General features: G+C 72.1%; 17 protein-coding genes. 9 read left to right on the top strand and 8 right to left on the bottom strand.

Annotated features, from left to right (window positions below; all coding sequences use genetic code 11):
* The first annotated feature begins 77 nt into the window (after positions 1 to 77).
* Positions 78 to 872 carry a YkgJ family cysteine cluster protein gene (locus ABNG04_RS08930; protein ID WP_371161883.1) on the top strand — a complete coding sequence of 265 codons (795 nt, stop codon included), beginning with the start codon at positions 78 to 80 and terminating at the stop codon, positions 870 to 872.
* A gap of 36 nt (positions 873 to 908) precedes the next feature.
* On the opposite strand, the gene ABNG04_RS08925 is transcribed toward ABNG04_RS08930, so the two are convergent.
* The 3 genes from ABNG04_RS08925 to ABNG04_RS08915 form a co-directional block, all read right to left on the bottom strand.
* On the bottom strand, positions 909 to 1814 hold the full coding sequence (locus ABNG04_RS08925; RefSeq protein ID WP_371161881.1) for a dihydrodipicolinate synthase family protein: 906 nt from the start codon (positions 1812 to 1814) through the stop codon (positions 909 to 911).
* A gap of 83 nt (positions 1815 to 1897) precedes the next feature.
* The gene (locus ABNG04_RS08920) at positions 1898 to 3004 is read right to left on the bottom strand and encodes a bactofilin family protein (RefSeq protein ID WP_371161879.1); all 1107 of its coding nucleotides are present in this window, start codon (positions 3002 to 3004) and stop codon (positions 1898 to 1900) included.
* 38 nt (positions 3005 to 3042) lie between these two features.
* Complete coding sequence (locus ABNG04_RS08915; RefSeq protein ID WP_371161878.1) at positions 3043 to 4521, bottom strand: cytochrome P450; 1479 nt, start codon at positions 4519 to 4521, stop codon at positions 3043 to 3045.
* Between the two features lie 142 nt (positions 4522 to 4663).
* Here ABNG04_RS08915 and ABNG04_RS08910 point away from each other — a divergent pair, with 142 nt between their 5' ends.
* Positions 4664 to 5269: a helix-turn-helix domain-containing protein gene (locus tag ABNG04_RS08910; protein WP_371161876.1), complete on the top strand. Its 606-nt coding sequence runs from the start codon at positions 4664 to 4666 to the stop codon at positions 5267 to 5269.
* A 167-nt stretch (positions 5270 to 5436) separates the two neighbouring features.
* The gene (locus tag ABNG04_RS08905; protein ID WP_371161875.1) at positions 5437 to 5847 is read left to right on the top strand and encodes a TRAM domain-containing protein; all 411 of its coding nucleotides are present in this window, start codon (positions 5437 to 5439) and stop codon (positions 5845 to 5847) included.
* Between the two features lie 108 nt (positions 5848 to 5955).
* Here the strand turns inward: ABNG04_RS08905 and ABNG04_RS08900 are convergent, their stop codons facing one another.
* Both ABNG04_RS08900 and ABNG04_RS08895 read right to left on the bottom strand, forming a co-directional pair.
* Positions 5956 to 6675 carry a class I SAM-dependent methyltransferase gene (locus ABNG04_RS08900; RefSeq protein ID WP_297888673.1) on the bottom strand — a complete coding sequence of 240 codons (720 nt, stop codon included), beginning with the start codon at positions 6673 to 6675 and terminating at the stop codon, positions 5956 to 5958.
* A gap of 132 nt (positions 6676 to 6807) precedes the next feature.
* A complete protein-coding gene (locus ABNG04_RS08895) occupies positions 6808 to 7200 on the bottom strand; it encodes a PPOX class F420-dependent oxidoreductase (RefSeq protein WP_371161873.1) in 393 nt (130 codons plus the stop codon).
* A 151-nt stretch (positions 7201 to 7351) separates the two neighbouring features.
* Between ABNG04_RS08895 and ABNG04_RS08890 the strand changes: the two genes are divergently transcribed.
* The 4 genes from ABNG04_RS08890 to ABNG04_RS08875 all read left to right on the top strand — a co-directional run bounded on the left by ABNG04_RS08890 (position 7352) and on the right by ABNG04_RS08875 (position 9972).
* Positions 7352 to 7624, top strand: a complete 273-nt coding sequence (locus ABNG04_RS08890; RefSeq protein ID WP_008004753.1) for a MarR family transcriptional regulator — start codon at positions 7352 to 7354, stop codon at positions 7622 to 7624.
* Positions 7625 to 7731: 107 nt separating this feature from the next.
* Positions 7732 to 8823, top strand: coding sequence for a glycosyltransferase family 2 protein (locus tag ABNG04_RS08885; RefSeq protein WP_371161870.1), 1092 nt, complete (start codon positions 7732 to 7734; stop codon positions 8821 to 8823).
* A gap of 46 nt (positions 8824 to 8869) precedes the next feature.
* Positions 8870 to 9688: an imidazole glycerol phosphate synthase subunit HisF gene (gene hisF, locus ABNG04_RS08880; protein WP_371161868.1), complete on the top strand. Its 819-nt coding sequence runs from the start codon at positions 8870 to 8872 to the stop codon at positions 9686 to 9688.
* Positions 9689 to 9783: 95 nt separating this feature from the next.
* Positions 9784 to 9972 (top strand): DUF7511 domain-containing protein, encoded by a 189-nt coding sequence (locus ABNG04_RS08875; RefSeq protein ID WP_371161866.1) that lies wholly within the window; start codon positions 9784 to 9786, stop codon positions 9970 to 9972.
* Positions 9973 to 10330: 358 nt separating this feature from the next.
* On the opposite strand, the gene ABNG04_RS08870 is transcribed toward ABNG04_RS08875, so the two are convergent.
* Positions 10331 to 12469: a DUF7997 domain-containing protein gene (locus tag ABNG04_RS08870; protein WP_371161864.1), complete on the bottom strand. Its 2139-nt coding sequence runs from the start codon at positions 12467 to 12469 to the stop codon at positions 10331 to 10333.
* 104 nt (positions 12470 to 12573) lie between these two features.
* Between ABNG04_RS08870 and ABNG04_RS08865 the strand changes: the two genes are divergently transcribed.
* Positions 12574 to 14871, top strand: coding sequence for an alpha-amylase family glycosyl hydrolase (locus ABNG04_RS08865; RefSeq protein ID WP_371161862.1), 2298 nt, complete (start codon positions 12574 to 12576; stop codon positions 14869 to 14871).
* A gap of 85 nt (positions 14872 to 14956) precedes the next feature.
* Entirely contained in the window at positions 14957 to 16018 is a 1062-nt protein-coding gene (locus ABNG04_RS08860; protein ID WP_371161860.1) for a TrmB family transcriptional regulator, read from the top strand.
* Between the two features lie 48 nt (positions 16019 to 16066).
* Here ABNG04_RS08860 and ABNG04_RS08855 read toward each other — a convergent pair whose 3' ends face one another.
* Both ABNG04_RS08855 and ABNG04_RS08850 read right to left on the bottom strand, forming a co-directional pair.
* Positions 16067 to 16837 carry an NAD(P)/FAD-dependent oxidoreductase gene (locus ABNG04_RS08855; protein WP_371161858.1) on the bottom strand — a complete coding sequence of 257 codons (771 nt, stop codon included), beginning with the start codon at positions 16835 to 16837 and terminating at the stop codon, positions 16067 to 16069.
* Positions 16838 to 16909: 72 nt separating this feature from the next.
* Positions 16910 to 18136: an ABC transporter substrate-binding protein gene (locus tag ABNG04_RS08850; protein WP_371161856.1), complete on the bottom strand. Its 1227-nt coding sequence runs from the start codon at positions 18134 to 18136 to the stop codon at positions 16910 to 16912.
* Between the last annotated feature and the right edge of the window lie 29 nt (positions 18137 to 18165).

The following is an 18165-nucleotide window of genomic DNA, read 5'->3' as shown; positions in this document are numbered from 1 at the left end:
CGGAGCGCGGCCGCCGCCGACCTGCTCCCGTGATCGGAAGGGACGACGTTAACCCCGGCGCGACGTAACAAGCGGGCATGGAGTCGCTCGAAGCCGAACTCGCCGCGGCCCGCGACCTCGACGTCGCCGACCTCGCGGACGCCATCGAGTCGATCGGGTTCGAGTGTACGCGCTGTGGCGGCTGCTGTACCGGCTACGCCCCCGACGAACCCGCCGGCGCGCCCGCAGGAGCGGGAGTCGACGAGACCGAGTCGAATCGCGACCACGGTGAGACCGATTCCGGCTGCCACGACGGCGGCGACGCCGAGCGCGAACCCCACACCGCGACCGTCTTTCCGGACGAGGTCCGCCGGGTCGCCGACGCCGCCGAAGCCGAGTTCGACGAGGCGTACGACTGGCGCGACGTGGCCCGGCCGATGCCGTTCGGGCTGGAGTCGGACGCCGACGGGGAGCCGAGCGGCGAGACGTTCGAGTGGGCGCTCGCGACCGACAGCTGCGGCGACTGTACCTTCTACGAGGAGTCGGACGGGGAGGGAGCGTGTACGGTCCACGACGCCCGACCGCTGATCTGTCGGACCTACCCGTTCAGCGTCGCCCTCGACGGGACGAGCCAGCCGATGGGCGAGGCGGTCGACGAGGCGGGCGTCGTCCGCGCCCACGAGTGCGAGGGGCTCGGCCGCGACATCTCTCAGGAGGACGCCGAGGAGCTGGCCGCCGCGCTGAAGGAGCGCGCGGTGCGCGAACTGGAGGAGGCGATCGGCGTCCGCGACGGCTACGACCCGACCGCCGGCGAGCGGACCGACAGTGACGTCGTCGTCTTCGACTCAGAGGGCCCGAAGGCGGCCGACGGAACGCCGATCGGCGGCGAGTAGGGAAAGACCGGCGGCGAGCGTCCCGCGGGCGGCCGTTCAGACGACGTCCAGCGCCGCGTCCACGTCCGCGCGAATCTGCTCGCGCTCGGCCTCGTCCGGGAGCGTGAGCGGCGGGCGGACGCGCGGGTCGGGGACGAACCCGCGATGTGCGGCCGCGACCTTCGTCGCGGGCGCGAAGCCGTGGTCGGCGCAGCGGGCGAACAGCGGCGCGACCGCGCGGCGGTGGAGCGCCAGCGCGCGGTCGTCGTCGCCGTCGCGGATCGCGTCGGCGAGGGCGACGAACACCTCCGGGATCGCCTGCGAGAGGGCGTGGATCCCGCCGTCGACGCCGAGGCTCGCGCTCGGGTAGAGCTGCGCGTCGACGCCCTGGAAGACGGCGAAGGAGTCCGGCGTCGCGCCGATCTTCGCCTCGAGGTCCGTGAGGTCGCCGGTCGTGTCCTTCATCCCGACGACCGACGCCTGATCCGCCGCGTCGGCGAGAACGTCGACGTCGATCGACTCGCCGACCGTCGCCGGGATGTCGTACAGGAGCACCGGGAGCGGCGGGTCGTCGACGACGGCGTCGAGGAACGTCCGCTGCCCCGCCGGGTCGGTCGACGCGTGATAGTACGGGAGGGTGACGAGCCCCGCGTCGGCCCCGGCCGCCGCGGCGGCCGACAGGTGGTCGCGGACCCGCGAGACCGCGGCGTCGGCCGCGCCGGCAATCACCGGGACCCGGCCGTCGGTCGCGTCGACGACGGTCTCGACCGCGGTCCGTCGCTCGTCGTCGGCGAGGCTAGCGAACTCACCGGTCGTTCCGCAGGGGACCATCCCGTCGAGGCCGGCCTCGACGAGCGCGTCGACGTGGCTCGCGAGCGCGTCGGCGTCGACGTCGCCGTCGGCGTCGAAGGGCGTGACGATCGGGGGCGAGACGGCGACGTCCGGGAGGTCGAGGATCGGCATGGGCGATCCTTCGCGCAGCGGCGACAAAGGCGTTGGTGCCCCGAGGGGCCGCCGTTCGCGAGCGCGGCCCCGAAGCCGCGTCGTCAATCGGCGGTGGCAGTCTCCGCTCCGCCGGCGGTTCCGCGGTCGCGACCGCGGTACGCGTCGGAGAGGCCGAGCGCGAGCGAGCCGAGGCCGAGCAGCAGGACGAGCAGTTCCACGACCCCGCCGACCCACGGGAGGAGCCCGATCAGGGCGACCCCGACGACGCCGAGGAGGAGCGCGAGCCACCGGTTCGGGCTGCCGAGACGGTCGAGGACCACCGCGCCGAGTGCGTACTGCCCGTAGACGGCCCCGACCCAGATCGCGACGCCGTAGCCCGCGAACCCGACGACCGCCAGCGGGAGGCCGACGACCGTGATCGCGAGGAGGAGGAGAGCGAGCGGGGCGACGACCAGTCCGAGGATGCCGGTTCCGCCGCTGACGAGCGGGTCGGTGCCGACGCGGTCTCCGACCGTCCGAGAGAACCGGGGGAACGCGAACAGGAGGACCGCGCCCAGCGCGAGGTTGGCGGCGACGCCGTACGCGGTGCCGGCCCACGAGGGTAGGAGGTCTCCCCCGCCGCCGACGCCGGTCCCCGACCCACCGTCGCCGAGGCTCGGGTCCTCCACGACGTCGCCGACGACCGACGCGTCGGGGCTCTGCGTGAACGTCTCTGCGTCGTACCGGAACTCGCCGTCGACGGCCGCGTTCGGGCCGATGACGACCGAGTCGGCGGCCGCGCGGACGTCCCCGCCGACCCCGCCGTCGACCCGTATCGACCCCGCGCCGACGTCGAGCGCGCCGTCGACCCGGCCGGTCTCCGTCAGTTCGAAGGAACCGGCACCGACCTCGGCGTCGCCGGCGACCGTCCCGTCGATGGCGACGGTCCCGGCGGCGGCCTGGAGGTTCCCGCCGACGCGGCCCGTCTCGGCGATTCGGATCGACCCGGCCGCGCCGGAGACGTCGCCCTCGACGGTGCCGCGCACGACGATCGTCGCGGCCACGGTCTCGACGCTGTCGACCGTCTCGCCCTGGGCGATGACGACGGATCCGGAGGGGCTCTGTACCGACTGTGCCGCCGCGACCCCCGTCGCGAGCGGGGAGAGGAGCGCCACCACTGCGAGCAGGAGGGCGATCCGGCGACGCGTGCTGCCGTCTGAGAGGACCATACGCGAGTTGTCTCTGTCGGGGTTCATATGTTTGTTTGTCAACTGGTGTCAGGCGACTCGGTCGCGCCGGGCGATTCGTCCAGCGTGTGGACGCGTACGCGGACCGGCCCGGCCGGCCGCGTGTTCGCGCTCGCCCGCACCGACAGGTCGGTCGTCACCGGCTCCAGCCGCAGCCGCCGGAGCAGCGTCGCGGTCGCGAGCCGGAGCTCCTGTCGCGCGAAGCGCATCCCGATACAGTGGCGCGGCCCGCCCCCGAACGGGAAGTACGCGTACTCGGGACGCTCGCCGACCGCCGGTCCGGGAGTCTCGTCGCCGTGGACGGGTCCCGTCGCCCCGTCGCTGAGCCAGCGCTCGGGGCGGTACGCCGTCGGGTCGTCCCACCACCGCTCGTCGCGGTGGACCGTCCACGGAGAGAGCGTCACGACGACGCCGGCGGGGACGCGGTAACCGCCGAGCGTCACCGGCTCGGTTGGCTCTCGGAAGAAGGAGTGGACCGGCGGGTACAGCCGGAGCGCTTCGTCGACTGCCGCGGTGAGCGCCGGACACTCCCGGAGGTCGGTGGGCTCGGGGTCGGCGCCCAGCGCCGCGACTTCGTTCCGGACCCGCTCCTGAAACGCCGGGCTGTGAGCGAGACAGTAGAGGGTGTACGTGAGCCCGAGCGCACTCGTCTCGTGGCCGGCGAACAGGAACGTCACCGCGTTGTCGACGAGGCGGTCGTCGTCCATCGCCCCCACCTCGGCGGCCGCAACGAGGGTTCCTAAGAGGTCGCTCGCGGCGGCGGGATTGGCCGGTGGACCGGCCGCGCGGCGCTCGGCGACGAGGGTTCGGATCGTCGACCTGAGGGCGGCCACCCGCCGCCGGTACCGCCGGTTCGCCGGGGTCGGCACCCACTCCGGAAGGAAGGAGGTCACCCGCCGGGTGTCGAACCGCTCGGTGACGCTCTCGGCCGCCGCCCGGACGGTCTCGCGCTCCCGTTCGACGTCGCTCCCGAGCAGGCTCTCGGCGAGGACGGCGAACGCGTAGTCGGTCGCCGCGTCGCAGGCGTCGACGACGTCGCCGTCGTCCCACGACGCCGCGGTGCGGCGCGCGTGGTCGACCATCGGGCCGCCGTACTCGGCTACCCGTTCCCGGAAGAACGCGGAGCGCATCGCCGTCCGCTGCTCGCGCCAGTCGTCCCCCTCGGCGAGGAACAGCCCGCCGCCGAGGAGCCCGCCGAGTCGAGACCGGGGCATCTCGCCCTTCTCGTACCGGTCGTGATCGTCGACGAGAACTCGGCGAATGGCCGCGGGATCGGAGACGAGGTAGCTCTCCGTGTCGAACACGTCGTACCGGACGACGCCCCCGTGTGTCGCGGCGCGGCGCTCGTAGAAGTCGAGCGCGTCGCTCGCCAGCTCGTGAACATTCCCGAGCAGGGGGAGTCCGCCGGGATTCGGCGGCCCCGAGGGATCGGGGTCGGGTGGAGTCCGTTTCGGCGGCCGGTCGGGATCGTCGGCGGCTCGAGTCTGTGGCTCGCACATATTGATCGGTCGGCCCCGCGGCGGACTGAGCCTTGGCACGCATCTGTACGTGCGTTTTAATAGAAAGTGCGCGGCATCGCATGAGAGACCGATGCGCTACGTCCACGTCGAGTTCGAGTTTCCCCCGGGAGTCAGGCACCCGATGCACGACTTTCTCGACGGCGGTGACGACCGCCGAAGCGAGTTGGTGACGTGGCGGCGACTGCCGGACGAGACGCTCGCCGCGCTGTTTCGGGTCACGGCCCCGCGGGAGGCGTACCTCGAGCGGCTACGGGCTATCGACGCGATCGAGCGGTTCGAGACGGCCCCGGGAGCGGACTCGTTCTTCCTCAAGGCGTACGAGCGGTTGGGCGGGCCGACGGAGACGTTCATCGACGCGTTCGTCGACACCGAGTTCCTCTCGGTCCCGCCCGTCGTGTTCCGGCCGGCGGGCCGGCTCTCGTTCGGACTGATCGGTCCGCCGGACCAGCTTCGCGACGCGCTCGCGGCGATCCCCGACCCGATAACCGTCGAGATCGATCGCATCGGATCGTACGGAGGCGGTCGGCGGCTGGCCGGGGTGGGGCTCACGGAACGCCAACGCGAGGCGCTGCGGGCCGCGAACCACGTCGGCTACTACGAGGTCCCGCGGACCGGGTCGGTGGACGACGTCGCGGCGGCGATCGACTGCTCGCCGTCGACCGCGGGCGCGCACCTCCGCAAGGCCGAGGCGGCGCTGGTCGACGCGTTCCTCGGGCGAAGCGGGTAGGCGTCATGAGGACGAGGCGGCGCGCGCCAGTCGGTCGACGAGATACCTGAACGCGACGGCCGACGACGGACGTTCGGGGGCCGGTCGCCGCGCGGATCCCCGGGACGCCTGACAGTGTCGGCGGTACAACTATACTGGCCCGCAACGAGCCTTCGATGGAGTCTACTATGGAAATCTCCGAGAAGCTCCTCTGTCTGTTCAGCGCGGAAGTTCGCGAGACCGACGGCGGCGAGTACGTCGTCGACGTGCCCAGCCGCGAGATCGACACCGGCTCGCTCGAACCGGGCGAGACGTACCGCGTCGCCCTCGTCGCTCACGACGGGGGCACCGCCTCGGCGGACGACGCCGACGCCACCTCGACGCGGAACGACGACGGGCCGCAGCCCCCGGTCGAGCCGGGCGAGATGCGCTACGTCGAGATCGAAGACCTCGGCAAGCAGGGCGACGGGATCGCCCGCGTCGAGCGGGGGTACGTGATCATCGTCCCCGACACCGAGGTCGGCGAGCGCGTGAAGATCGAAGTGACCGAAGTGAAGTCCAACTTCGCCGTCGGCGAAGTCGTCGAAGAGGCCGGCTGACCGGCGGCGAGGCCGTCGGAGCGTCGGCGTCGACCGACACGAAGAGAAAGAGCCGGGAAATCGATCCGCGTCGGCGGGACAGGCCGGATCCGGCGCGTCGCGCCGGGCTCACTCCTCGTCTGCGACCCGAGCGTCCCAGTACGACACCGAGGCGACGTAGTCGCCCGGGATCGTCTCCCCCGCGAGCTCGTCTATCGCCCGGAACGGCTTCGCCACCGGGCCCGGGAGCTCGCGGTAGAAGCCGTACGGCAACACGAAGTCGTGCTCCTCGTTCGCGAGCGTGAGCCCCGCCTCGCCGAGCATGGCGGCGACCTGTCGCTCGGAGTAGAGTCGCGAGCCCATGGGGAGGAGCCAGGTGTACAGCGTCCGGAGGCTGCGGCTGTTGAACGTGTCGAAGAACACCTGATCGCGGCTCACCCGGCGGAGCTCCTTCGCGAACGGGGTGGGGTCGTCCATCAGGTGAAAGAAGCGCATCGCGACCACCGTGTCGAAGTGGTCGTCGGGGAACGGGAGCCGCGAGGCGTCGCCGCGGAGGAACTCGACGGCGTCGGCGTGGCCGGCGGCCGCCACCTTCTCGCGGGCCTGTTCGAGCATCTCGCGCGAGACGTCGAGCCCGACGACGTCCGCCCCCTGGTCGGCGAGCATCGTGGTGAACCGACCGGTGCCGCAGGCGACCTCCAGCACGCGGTGGCCCGAGTCGATGGGGCCCAGCGCGGCGAGAACGGCCGCTTTCTCGCGGCGATCGATGAGCTGTCCCCCTCCGGAGAACCGGAGGTCGTCGTACTCCTCGGCGACCTCGTCGGCCTGGTACCAGTCCTGTCCCTTCACGTTGTCCGTGATGAACGCCGGACCGACAAAACCGTACTGGATGCGGTCCGGCGCGCACCCCGCTGCGGTCGGTCGGCTTCGACGCGGATACGGCCACGACGAGCGGCCCGAACGCTCCGGAGGTCCGGTTGATTAGCCGCTCGTGGCGACGTTCTCGGCGGGGATCCGGACGATGACGCGCGCGCCCTCCTCCTCGTCGTGGTGGGGGTACTCGTCGACGCCGAAGTACCGGCGGGCGAGCTCGTCGATGTGTTCGCGCGCCCCCTCTTCGGTCAGTTCGGCCTCCCCGCGGACGGAGACGTACCGGTACGGGTCGTCGGGGTCGAGCACGCTGACGCCGACCTTCGGGTTCTCGCGGACGTTCCGCTCCTTGCGCCGCCCGCGGGCGGTGTTCACGAGGACGTACTCGCGGTCCTCGTGGTCGACCCACACCGGCGTGACGTGGGGGAGTCCGTCCGGTCCAACGGTCGCGAAGTGCGCGTACGACTCGGCCTCGAAGATGTCGACGTGGGACTCGGGAATCACGCAGCGGAATACGGGCCGCCCCCGGAAAATACGCCTGATCGATCGTCTATGATAGCCAGATGAGAAGTGATATTAACACATTATATTATCACAGGCAGATTCCCCTATATGTAGCCAACCTTTACCACTACTCGTGGAATTCGTGTGAGACATGAGTACCAGTCCCGCGGAGACCGCTGACCAAGACCGCCTGTCGGAGTCCGAGTACCGCGACCGCCTGCGCGAGCTTCCCCCCAGCGCGAAGCTCGTCGCGAAGGTACTGGAAGGGGACGCCCCCCTCTCGCAGGGCGGCCTCGCCGACGAGTCGCTCCTGCCCGACCGCACCGTCCGCTACGCGCTCAACCGCCTCGAAGAGGAGGGCCTCGTCGACTCGCGGTACAGCTTCAAGGACGCGCGCAAACAGGTGTACTACCTGACCGTCTGAGCGCGGCGCACACCGCTTTTCACGGCTCGTAGTCGGTTCGAAACCGACTCGGGTCGGCCGAACACACACGCAGTCCTTTTTACCTCCTCGCCCCGATAAGCGCACGTATGGATCTCTCGGTCGTCGTCCCGACGCTCAACGGTCGGGACCGGTTGGCCGCCTGCCTCGACGCGCTGGCGGCCGACGCCCCCGACGCCGAGGTGATCGTCGTCAACGGACCCTCGGCCGACGGCACGACCGGCATGGTTCGCGACCGCGGCGACGTCGACGTGTTGGTCGAGATCTCCGACCGCACGGTGAACGTCGCCCGCAACGCCGGCATCGAGGTGGCGACGGGCGACGCGGTCGCGTTGGTCGACTACGACAACCGCGTCGAGCCGGGGTGGCGCGACGCGGTCGCCGACGGACTCGACGCCGCGCCCGTGGCCTCCGGCCCGGTGACGCCGATACCGCCGGACGGGGCGAGCGCCGGGGAGGCGGGCGTCGGAGCGGAGGCCGCGGAGCCAGGCGTCGAGGCCGACACCGCGAGGTCGGACGTTGAGGCCGACGCCGCCGGGACCGGTTCGGCGGCGCCGGACGACGCGGACGCGGTCGACCCGAGCGAGCCGGAGCGCAACCGGATCGCCAGGCGGGACGTCACCTACTTCGAGAGCGGGAACGTCGCGTTCCGACGGGACGCCCTCCGCGACCTCGACGGCTTCGACGAGTACCTCCGGGTCGGCGGCGCGCGCGACGCCGCGCATCGGCTCGCCCGGATGGACCGCGACGTCGCGTGGCGGTCCGGGCTGGCCGCGCGGAAGGAGCTCCCGACCCCGACGGCGGCGGACGGCGGGCGCAGCGCGAGCGAGTGGGGCTGGAAGTACCGCGGGCTCGCCTACCGGCTGCTGAAGAACTACGGTGTCCGCCCCACGGTCCTCCTCCGGACCGGGTCGCACGCGCTCGCCGACGCGGTCGACGCGGCGAAGGACGTGGTCCGCGGCGAGTCGACCCCCACGCGGTGGGCCGCGACCGGCCGCGACGTACTCCTCGGCCTCACCGGCGGAACCTCCGACGGGCTGGTCGCGCGCCGCCGGGACCGGAGCCCCGTCCGGAACCCGAACGGCATCTCGACGCGCGCCGACCGCGCCGTCGCGAAGTACGACCGGCGCGCGGAGCGGGAGCGCGACGGGCGGAGCGAGGCCGCCACCGACGTCGAGTGAGCCCCGCGCATTTTAACAGCCGGCGCGGTCAACGCCCCGACAACGAATGGGACTCACGAAGCGTATCATCCCCTGTATCGACGTCGACCTCGACGACGAGGGCGACGCCGCCGTGTACACCGGCGTCAACTTCGAGAATCTAGAGTACACCGGCGACCCCGTCGAACTGGCGAAGAAGTACAACGCCGCGGGGGCCGACGAGTTCGTCTTCCTCGACATCACCGCCAGCGCCGACGGTCGCGAAACGATGCTCGACGTGGTGAACCGGGTCGCCGACGAGTGTTTCATCCCGCTGACGGTCGGCGGCGGCATCCGCACGAAGGGAGACATCAAGGAGACCCTCCGGGCGGGCGCGGACAAGGTCTCGATCACGACCGGCGCCTTGGAGCGCCCGGAGCTCATCGACGAGGGCGCGGCCGCGTTCGGCAGCCAGTGTATCGTCATCTCCGTCGACGCGCGGCGGCGGTACGACGACGCGGGCGACCACTTCTACGAGGACGAGGACGGCGAGACGGTGTGGTTCGAGTGTACGAAGAAGGGCGGCCGCGAGGGCACCGGGATCGACGCCGTCTCGTGGGCGAAGGAGGCCGAGGAGCGCGGCGCGGGCGAGCTGTTCGTCAACTCCATCGACAAGGACGGCACGAAGGACGGCTACGACGTCCCCCTGATGAAGGCGGTCGGCGAGGCCGTCTCGACCCCGCTGATCGCCTCCTCCGGCTGCGGCAGCCCCGAGGACATGTACGACGTGTTCACCGAGGCGGACGCCGACGCCGGCCTCGCGGCCTCCATCTTCCACTTCGGCGACTACTCGATCGAGGAGACGAAGGCGTACCTCGACGAGCGCGACGTCCCGGTGCGACGCTGAGCGCGTCCCGGTGCGACGCTAACTACTTTTGTAGTTTCTATTGTTCACCGACTGAAACCAACAGTTATTATCCGACCGGGAATCAATCGTGACGTATGTCCATGTCCACGTCATCCGCGCGTGTTCGCGACGAGTCGCCGGAGCTCGTCTGTAAACGGACCGACGGCGACGGCGGCGGCGGCGAGGTGACGTTCTTCGAGCGGGACATCGACCCGGACGAGCGGACCACCCGGTGGATCACGGTCCGCGAGTCCGACTGCGTTCCCCGCGACGAGTGGCGATAGGATCGGTTCGGCCGTGGCTTCGGCGTTTATTTGTCGATGGTTGCTAGCGGAGCGATCGAGAATACCTCCAAAGCCCCAGCCGCGGGGCGGGCGCACGCTCGCTGCGTTCCTCGGTCGCTCACTCCGTTCGCTCCCTGCGGTACTTAGGTCGCCTGCGCCCGCCCCGCGACTGCCCCTTTGAGTCCCACCCCGCACAGCACCGCAACCGCACCTCACGCCTCCCCAGCCTCGTCAGTCGCCTCCGCTTCGCTCCGGCGACTGACTCCCTCGCACGCGCACCTCGCGGCCGCCGGTGGCGGCCGCTCGGAGGCGCGCGCCGCGGCACCGATTTCAGTAGTAAACGATTGTCGAGAGCCGGTCAGTCGTCCGCGGTCGGGGCGTCGGTGAACTGCGGCAGTTCGTCGTCGAGCAGCGCGACCGTCGCCAGCCGGATCGCGTGCGGCCAGCCGAGCGGCGTCGCGCTGTCGGCCGTCCCGTCGTCGAAGTACTGCTCGGGGAGGTACGTCGTCGGCTCGCACAGCGTTCCGCCGGGCGAGACGTGCGCGAGCAGGTCGCGGGCCCGGGCCGCCATCTCGGCGGCGCGCGGGTCGTCGTGCGCGGCGAGCAGCGCGGCGAGCTCCGCGCAGGCGTTCGCTCCCCACGCCGTCGAGACGGTCCACACCTTCTCCGAGAGCTGGTCGGCCCGCCGCCAGCCGTCGCCCTCGTACCGGATCAGGCCGGCGATGTCGTCGGTCTCGTGGGAAAGGCCGTCGACGACCGTCTCGACGTGGGAGACCAGTCGGTCAAGGCGCTCGTCGTCGACCGCGCCGCCCTCGCCGTCGGCCGCGCCGAGCGCGTCGAAGGAACGGTGGGCGGCCGCGAGCCCGAGCGTGGCCGAGTCGAGCCGGTCGTCGATCCCGCCGTCGAGCGTCTCGCGGACAGCGTAGCAGCCGCGCTCGGGGACCCACAGGTCGTCGAGCGCGTCGTACACCTCGCGGGCCCGGTCGCGGGCGTGCGCGGCGAGGTCGTCCGGGAGCGACGCCGCGCCGGGGACGGCATCGGGGTCGGCGAGCGCGTCGACCGTGACCCCCTCACCGTGGCGGCCGAGCTCGCTGTACGCCTCGAGGAACGTCGCGGCGGTGTGGGCGAACCGGCCGGCGGAGTCCTCCCACGCGTTCTGGCAGACGACGGGGCGACCGTCCGGTTCGAGCGTGCGGTCGAGGCCCGCGAGCGCGGCGACGAGGGTGGCGTCGAGGCCCTCGACGTCGACGCCCGCCGCCCGGGCCCGCGCGAGGTACGCGACGACGCTGCCCGTCTGGTCGGCCTGATAGTCGACGTCCGGCCCGTCCTCGATGCGGGCGTTCGCCCACCCGGGGGCGAGCGCGCCGTCGCGGGGCCACACTCGGTGGGGCCACGAGCCGTCGGGGCGCTGCGTGGCGACGTACATCTCGGCGGACCGGGCGTGCCAGTCGTCGAGGTGGAGATCGAGCGCGTTGGCGGCCCCGAGCAGGAACCCGGATATCTCCGCGTCGTCGCGGAACCACGTGTAGCCGTAGCCGCCGGAGTGCTCGTAGTACGGGTCGAAGTCGGGCCCCGCGATCCGGAGCCCGGACGGGGCGGAGAGCAGCGAGAGGACCCGGAGGTCCGCGGCGACCGACTCGCGGGCGGGGGCCGACTCGGGGACGGCGGGGAGCGCGTCGGCGGCCGCGTCCGCGAGCGCGTCGACGTTGTCGTGGTCGGTGAACAGGTCGTCGAGGCGCTCGCGGGCGGCCTCGCGGTCGGTCTCCGCTCCGTCCGTCAGGAGCGTGGCGACCGTCGCCACCCCGTCGTCGAACGGCACGTCGGCGATCACTTCGCCGGAGAGGCGCTCCTCCTCGTACCGGTCGCCGTCGCGGTCGCGCGGGAGGTCCGTGGGGTCGTCGGCGAGCAGCTCGGGGAACGTGGTCGGGAGCTGGCCGCGGAGGTCGGCGAAGCCGGTCGCGCTCGCGAGGAAGTCGTGCTCGTCGGCGTGATACACCTCGACGGCGTCGTCGAACCGGAGCTGCCCCACGCGGTCGTCGCGGCCGTCGGGCGCGAAGCGCGCGTAGACGACGAGCGAGGCGTCCGCGGGGTCGACCGGGGTCGCGTCCGTGTCCCCGTCGTCCGCGTCGGCGAACTCTACCGAGGCCCGCGTGAGGTGCGCGTCGCCGAGCGTCACGTCGTGGCGGGTGACCGTCGCGCGCGGCGTCTCGTGGACCGTCTCGACCAGCGCGGTGTCGCCGACGTACCGCTGCGTCGTGTCGGCCTCGTCGAGCCACGTGACCTCGTCGCCGACGGCGAGCCCGATCCGCGACCGGACGAGGCCGGTCCGGCCGGTGAGCGGGTAGCCGAAGTCGCGGAGTTCGCCGTCGTCGCCGACGTGGACGAGCCGACCGTCGCCGCCGGAGAAGCGGCCGGAGACGGTGCGCCGCTCACCGGGGAAGCGCGTCCCGCCGCCGGCGTGGCGCTTGTAGTCGTCGAGCGCGTCGCGAAGCTGCATTACGAGAATACACGCCGCCGGTCGGTATGAAGCTTTGGTGTAATTATTGTTCATTCGTTTAGCGAACGGAAACCCTCAAACCGCAGCGCGCCGACAGCCGGGGCGTGTACGAACCCGGCCCCCCGCGGACGACCAGCGTCGGCGAGTCAGTCGAGCTGGCGGCGCGGTCCCCGGACGCCGACGGAACGTACCGCTGGCGCGTCCGCGACGCACCCGCCGACAGCGACCTCGCCGCCAGAGATAGCCCGGACCCCCACGCGACCGGGCCACCGAGCTCGGCGACCGCGACCGGCGGCGACGCCGCGCTCGACCCCGCCGACGGCCCGGTGCTACGGGCCGGCGAGACCGGTCGCGACGACGACCCGGTCGTCCACCTCGCGCCCGACGCCCCCGGGACCTACGTCCTCGCGCTCGACGCCCCCGACGGGACGCACCGACAGCGCGTCCGGGCCTTCCCGGACGAGCGGCGGGAGACGGAGATCCGCGTCCCGGCCGCCGACGTCGCGACGGACGGCGACGGCGACCCCGACGGGGTCTCCCTGTTGTGGCCTCACAACGAGAACCGGCTCGCGCTCGATCGGGCCGAGCGCGACGGCGACGAGTGGGTCGCGACGGTGCGGGTCCCCCCCGGGCGTCACGGCTTCGGCTTCGTCCCCGACGGCGACCGCTCGGCGGCGCACCACGGCGACTGCGAGGTCCCCGGTCCCGGGCGGCCGCGCGTCTCGCTGGACGCGACAGTCGTCGAGACCGACGCCCAGGCGGAGGCGGACCGGCTCCGGTTGACGGCCGCGGTCGAGCCCGCGCCTGCCGTCGACGATGTCGAGCGCGCGGGCGACCCGGACGCGCTCGACGCGACGTTCCTCGTCGACGACCGCGACGCCGACCCGGAGACTGTGGCGGCGATCGAGTCCCGGGCGGCGGGCCAGACGCTCTCGGTCCCGCTCGACGCGCTCCCGGACTCGGTCAGGATCCACGCGGTCCCGCACGGAGAGCGGTACGGGGCCGCGGAAACGGTGCGGGTGGACGCCCCCGCGAACGGCGGGGACGAAGAGCAGGCGGCGGCCGCGTCGGTCGCGCTCGCCGACCCGAACCCGACGCCCGAGTGGGCCGAGTCGCCGACGATCTACGAGGCCTTCGTCCGGTCGTTCGCCGGCGACACGCTGCCGACGACGTTCGCGGAGATTGAGCGCCGGGTTCCGTACCTCGAGCACCTCGGCGTCGACGCGCTCTGGCTCACGCCCGTCCTCGCCTCGCCGACGGCTCACGGCTACCACGTCACCGATTACTACGACACCGCCGCGGACCTCGGCTCGCCTGAGTCGTTCGAGTCGCTCGTCGCGGCGTGCCACGACGCCGGCATCCGGGTCGTCTTCGATCTGGTGATCAACCACACCTCCCGCGACCACCCGGCGTTCCAGCTCCACTCGGCTGGCGTCGACGCGTACGCGGACCACTACCGCCGGACCGACGCGGCGGCCGACGTGACCGGGATCGACTGGGCCGAAATCGGCGACGGCGACGCGCCCGACTATTACTTCGAGTGGGGCCGCATCCCGAACCTCAACTTCGACAGCCCGGCGGTCCGCGAGTGGCTCCTCGACGTCGTCGACGAGTGGGCGGGCGTCGTCGACGGCTTCCGCGCCGACGTGGCGTGGGGCGTCCCCCACGGCTTCTGGAAGGAGGTGGCCGACCGCGTGCCGGACGACACCCTCCTCCTCGACGAGACGCTGCCGCACGACCCGTTCTATGGCGAGGGGGAGTTCCACCGCCACTACGACACCTCGCTGTACGAGACGCTCCGCGCGGTCGGCGCGGGCGAGGAGTCGGCCGACGCGGTCGAAGCCGCCCTCGCGCGCGGCGAGTGGCTCGGCTTCGACGACGGCCGCTCACAGATGCGGTACGTCGAGAACCACGACGAGGACCGCTACCTCGCGGAGTACGGTCGAGACGCGCTCCGCGCGGCCGCCGCGGTGACGTTCACGCTGCCGGGCGCGCCGATGATCTACGCCGGGCAGGAGCGCGGCAACGAGACGTACCGCGGGCCGATCCGGTGGCACGACGGGGACAACGACCTCACCGACTTCCACCGGCGGCTGGTCGCGCTGCGCGGGGCCGAACCGCTCCTCCGCGACGGCGACGTGACGTTCGACGGGCGCGCGGCCGACGTGCGCGTCGTCGAGGGCGACGCTGACCGGGTGACCGCGTACGAGCGGGCGCCGGCGGAGGGAGACGGGAGCGAGGCCGCCTCCCTGCTCGTCGTCGTCAACTTCGCGGCGGAGCCGGCGACGGTCGCCGTCCCCGACGGGGTCGAGACGGACCTGTTCGGTGACGGGAGCGCGGTGGAACGCGGCGGCGAGGGCGGGAGGCGAGTCGCGGTCGACTCGGTCGCCGTGCTCCGGTGACCGGTCGGCCGTCGCCGGTGGGTCGCGGGGGCGCGGAGCCGCCCGGTACCGACTCTTATAAGTGTCGCTCGGAAGAGGCGTGCGTATGGACGACCGGACGCTGACCGATCTCCTCCGTCGCTTCGGACTCTCCGACAAGGAGGTCGACACCTATCTCAGTCTGCTCGAACACGGCGAGGCGAAGGCGAGCACCGTCGCCGACGCGGCGGGCGTCTCGAAGCGGTACGTCTACAGCGTGAGCGAGTCGCTGGCGGAGCGCGGCTTCGTTGAGGTGAACGACCACGTCGTGCCGACGACGATCCGCGCGAACCCGCCCGAGGAGGTGATAGACCGGCTCCGGTCCGACGTGGACGCGATGCGACCCGGGCTTGCGGAGCGGTACTCCCGCGTGGAACGCCAGGCCGAGCAGTTCGAGGTGATCAAGTCGCGGGTCACCGTCATCAAACGGGTCCGGTCGCTGCTGGCGGACGCCGAAAGCGAGGTGACGCTCTCGATCACCGCCAAACAGCTCCCCGAGGTGCGCGAGGCGCTCGCCGACGCGGTCGACCGCGGCGTGCTCGTCCTGCTCGTCGTCTCCGACGCGGCCGCGGACCTCGGCGCGGACGACCCCGCGCTGGCGGGCGTCGCGAACGTCGTGCGGACCTGGAGCGAGGCGATGCCGACGCTGCTCACCGTCGACTCCGCGGCCGGCGTCGTCTCCCCGCCGGAGCTCCTCCGCCGGTCGACGACGGACCGACAGGCCATCGCGTTCGCGCAAGAGCAGCTCGCGCCCGTGATCGTCGGCTCCTTCCTCGGGAACTACTGGCCCGCCGCGACCGAGCTCGCCGTCGCCGACCCGGCGCCGCTCCCCGCCGAGTACACCGACTTCAGACACACCGTCCTCCAAGCGACTCTGCGGCTGCGCGCGGGCGACCCACCGCGGGTGACAGTCGGCGGGCGGTGGACCGACCGCGACGAGGCGGCGGAGATCGTCGGGCGCGTCGTCGAGACGAAACAGGGGATGGTGGAGCCGAGGAACAACGAGTTCCCGGTCGAGCACTCGCTCGTCGTCGAGACCGACGACGGCGAGGTCACCGTCGGGGGACAGGGCGCGTTCGTCGAGGACGTCGAGGCCGACCTCGTCCGGATTGAGCCCGACGCGGAGTAGGCCCGGATCCCAAACGGCCGAGAGAGGTGGCGTCCAGTGCGGCGGCCGTCACTCCTCCAGGCTCGGGTGCGTCTCCTGCGGGTCCGGATGCGGCTCGGCGAACCGCTCGCGGGTCGCGTCGAGCGCGGCCGCCTCGCGCTCGCGGCGCTCCGCGGCGTCGATTTCCTCGCAGCCGGGCGGCACCTCGCGGTCGCGATCGGTGAAATAGCCCTCGGGCGCGACCCAGTCGTGGTAGAACGGGACGTCCGCGTCTTCGAGGAGCGTCACGGCGACCTCGGCGCCGTGGCCGGCACACACCGCGGCCTGATGCGGTTTGCGAGCGAGTCGCCCCGCGGCGTACAGCCCGTCGACGCCGGTCCGCCCGCGCTCGTCGGCGTCGACGTACGTCTTCCCGCGGTCGACGAGTTCGACCCCGTCGAGCGCCTCCAAGTAGCCTACCTCGTTCTTCGTCGCGGCGACGACGTGTCGCGCCCGGATCCGGTCGTCGCCGTCGGTCGCGACGGCGAAGCGGGCGTCGTCGTCCGAGCCGTCATTCCCACCTTCACGCCCGTCCGGGTCGACGAGCGAGACCCGCGTGACGCGAGCGTCGAGGCGGTCCGCGCCGGCGGCCTCGGCCTGCTCGCCGAGCAGGTCGAGCAGTCGACGCGCGTCGACGCCGAGCGGGAAGCCGGGGAAGTTCTCGAGGCGGGCGTTCCGCCGGAGGATCGAGCCGCCGGGGTCGACGACGAGCGTGTCGAGTCCCTGCCGGGCGGTGTAGACGGCCGCCGAGAGCCCGGCGACCCCGCCGCCGACGACGACCACGTCACGGTTCGGGTCCATACTCGTCGGTGTGGCCGAGGCGAGATACCGGCTTCGGTCGCGGGTCGCGCCCGCCGACTCGCGGGCGCGCAGCTACAGGTTCCCGTTGACGACGTCCGCGACGCGCTGCCGGTCGAACAACCGTTCTTCTTCGGGGATCTCCGGGTACGGCCCTTCCTCGTAGCGGGGCCACTCGCCGAACGCCTCGGGGTAGAGCTGCTTCGCCGTCATCTCCAGCTGGAAGAGGTTCAGGATCGGTCCCTGATACCGTGCGCCCTGCGGATGGACGCGGTCGTTCTCGACCGCCGTGACCTGCGACCCGACGGGATCGTCCTCGAAGGCGGCCCGCCGCCCGGCCATGTCGGTGCCGGGCTCGAAGCCGCCGAGGTAGAGGATCACGTCGGGGTCGGCCTCGAGTATCGTCTCGAAGTCGACGACCGTCCCGGACTCGACGCTCCCCCCGAAGGCGTCGCGCGGCCCGAGCGGACGCGTGTGCGACGTGAGAAACCCGGGGTTACTCAGCGTGTACGCGTAGATCTCCTCGATGTCGGCGGCCGCGACCATGATCGCGGTCGGGCGCTCCGACTCCGGCGGCAGCCCGTCATCGATCGTAGCGAGGAGGTCCTCGCGGACCGCGGCGAGCGCCTCGTAGCGCTCGCGCTCCCGGAACGCTTCGGCGACGATCTCGAACTGCTCCCAGAGGCCGTAGTACTGGTAGCCGTCGGCCCACTCGCCCGTCGGCTCCTGATGGCGGTCCGAGAGCGAGTTGCCGAACCACGGGGCGACGCGCTCGGCGATCTCGTCGACGTCCTCGCGGCTCCACGCGTCCTGCCGGGTGATCCACGCCGGGTCGGCGAGGTGGACGTCGCTGTCGAGCTCGTACAGCTTCTCCTTGTCCGGCTGCCACGAGGAGTAGAGCCCCGACCAGTCGAGCGAGACGCCGGGGAGCCGCTCGACGAACTGGTTCCAGAGCCCGTCGTAGTAGTCCGGCGCGTGCATCGCGGTGAGCCCGTCGCTCCGTCCGAGGGCGAACGCCATGCCCGCGTGGTGGGTGAGCCGCGTGAACACCGTCTCGGGGGGCGACTCGAACGTCACCTCGCCGGTCGGCGAGATGGACGCGGTGTAGCCCCCGTCGGCGTCGCTCGCCGCGGTCGAGGAGCCGTCCGAGCCATCGTCGCCGGCGTCAGAACCGTTGGACCCCGACGAGTCGGTCTCCGCACCGCCGCCGGCACAGCCGGCGAGCAGCCCGCCGAGGGCGACCGTGCCGCCGTACTTCGCGAACGCTCTCCGAGTCCGTCCTTGGGATGTCTCGTCTCGCATACTTTTAGGCCAGCCTAAAACAATTTAAT

Origin of the sequence: Halorubrum miltondacostae (assembly GCF_041379815.1) — an archaeon.
Classification (GTDB): Archaea; Halobacteriota; Halobacteria; order Halobacteriales; family Haloferacaceae; genus Halorubrum; species Halorubrum miltondacostae.
The sequence above is the reverse complement of the archived record's forward strand: the minus strand, read 5'-3'. Positions and strand labels throughout refer to the sequence as shown.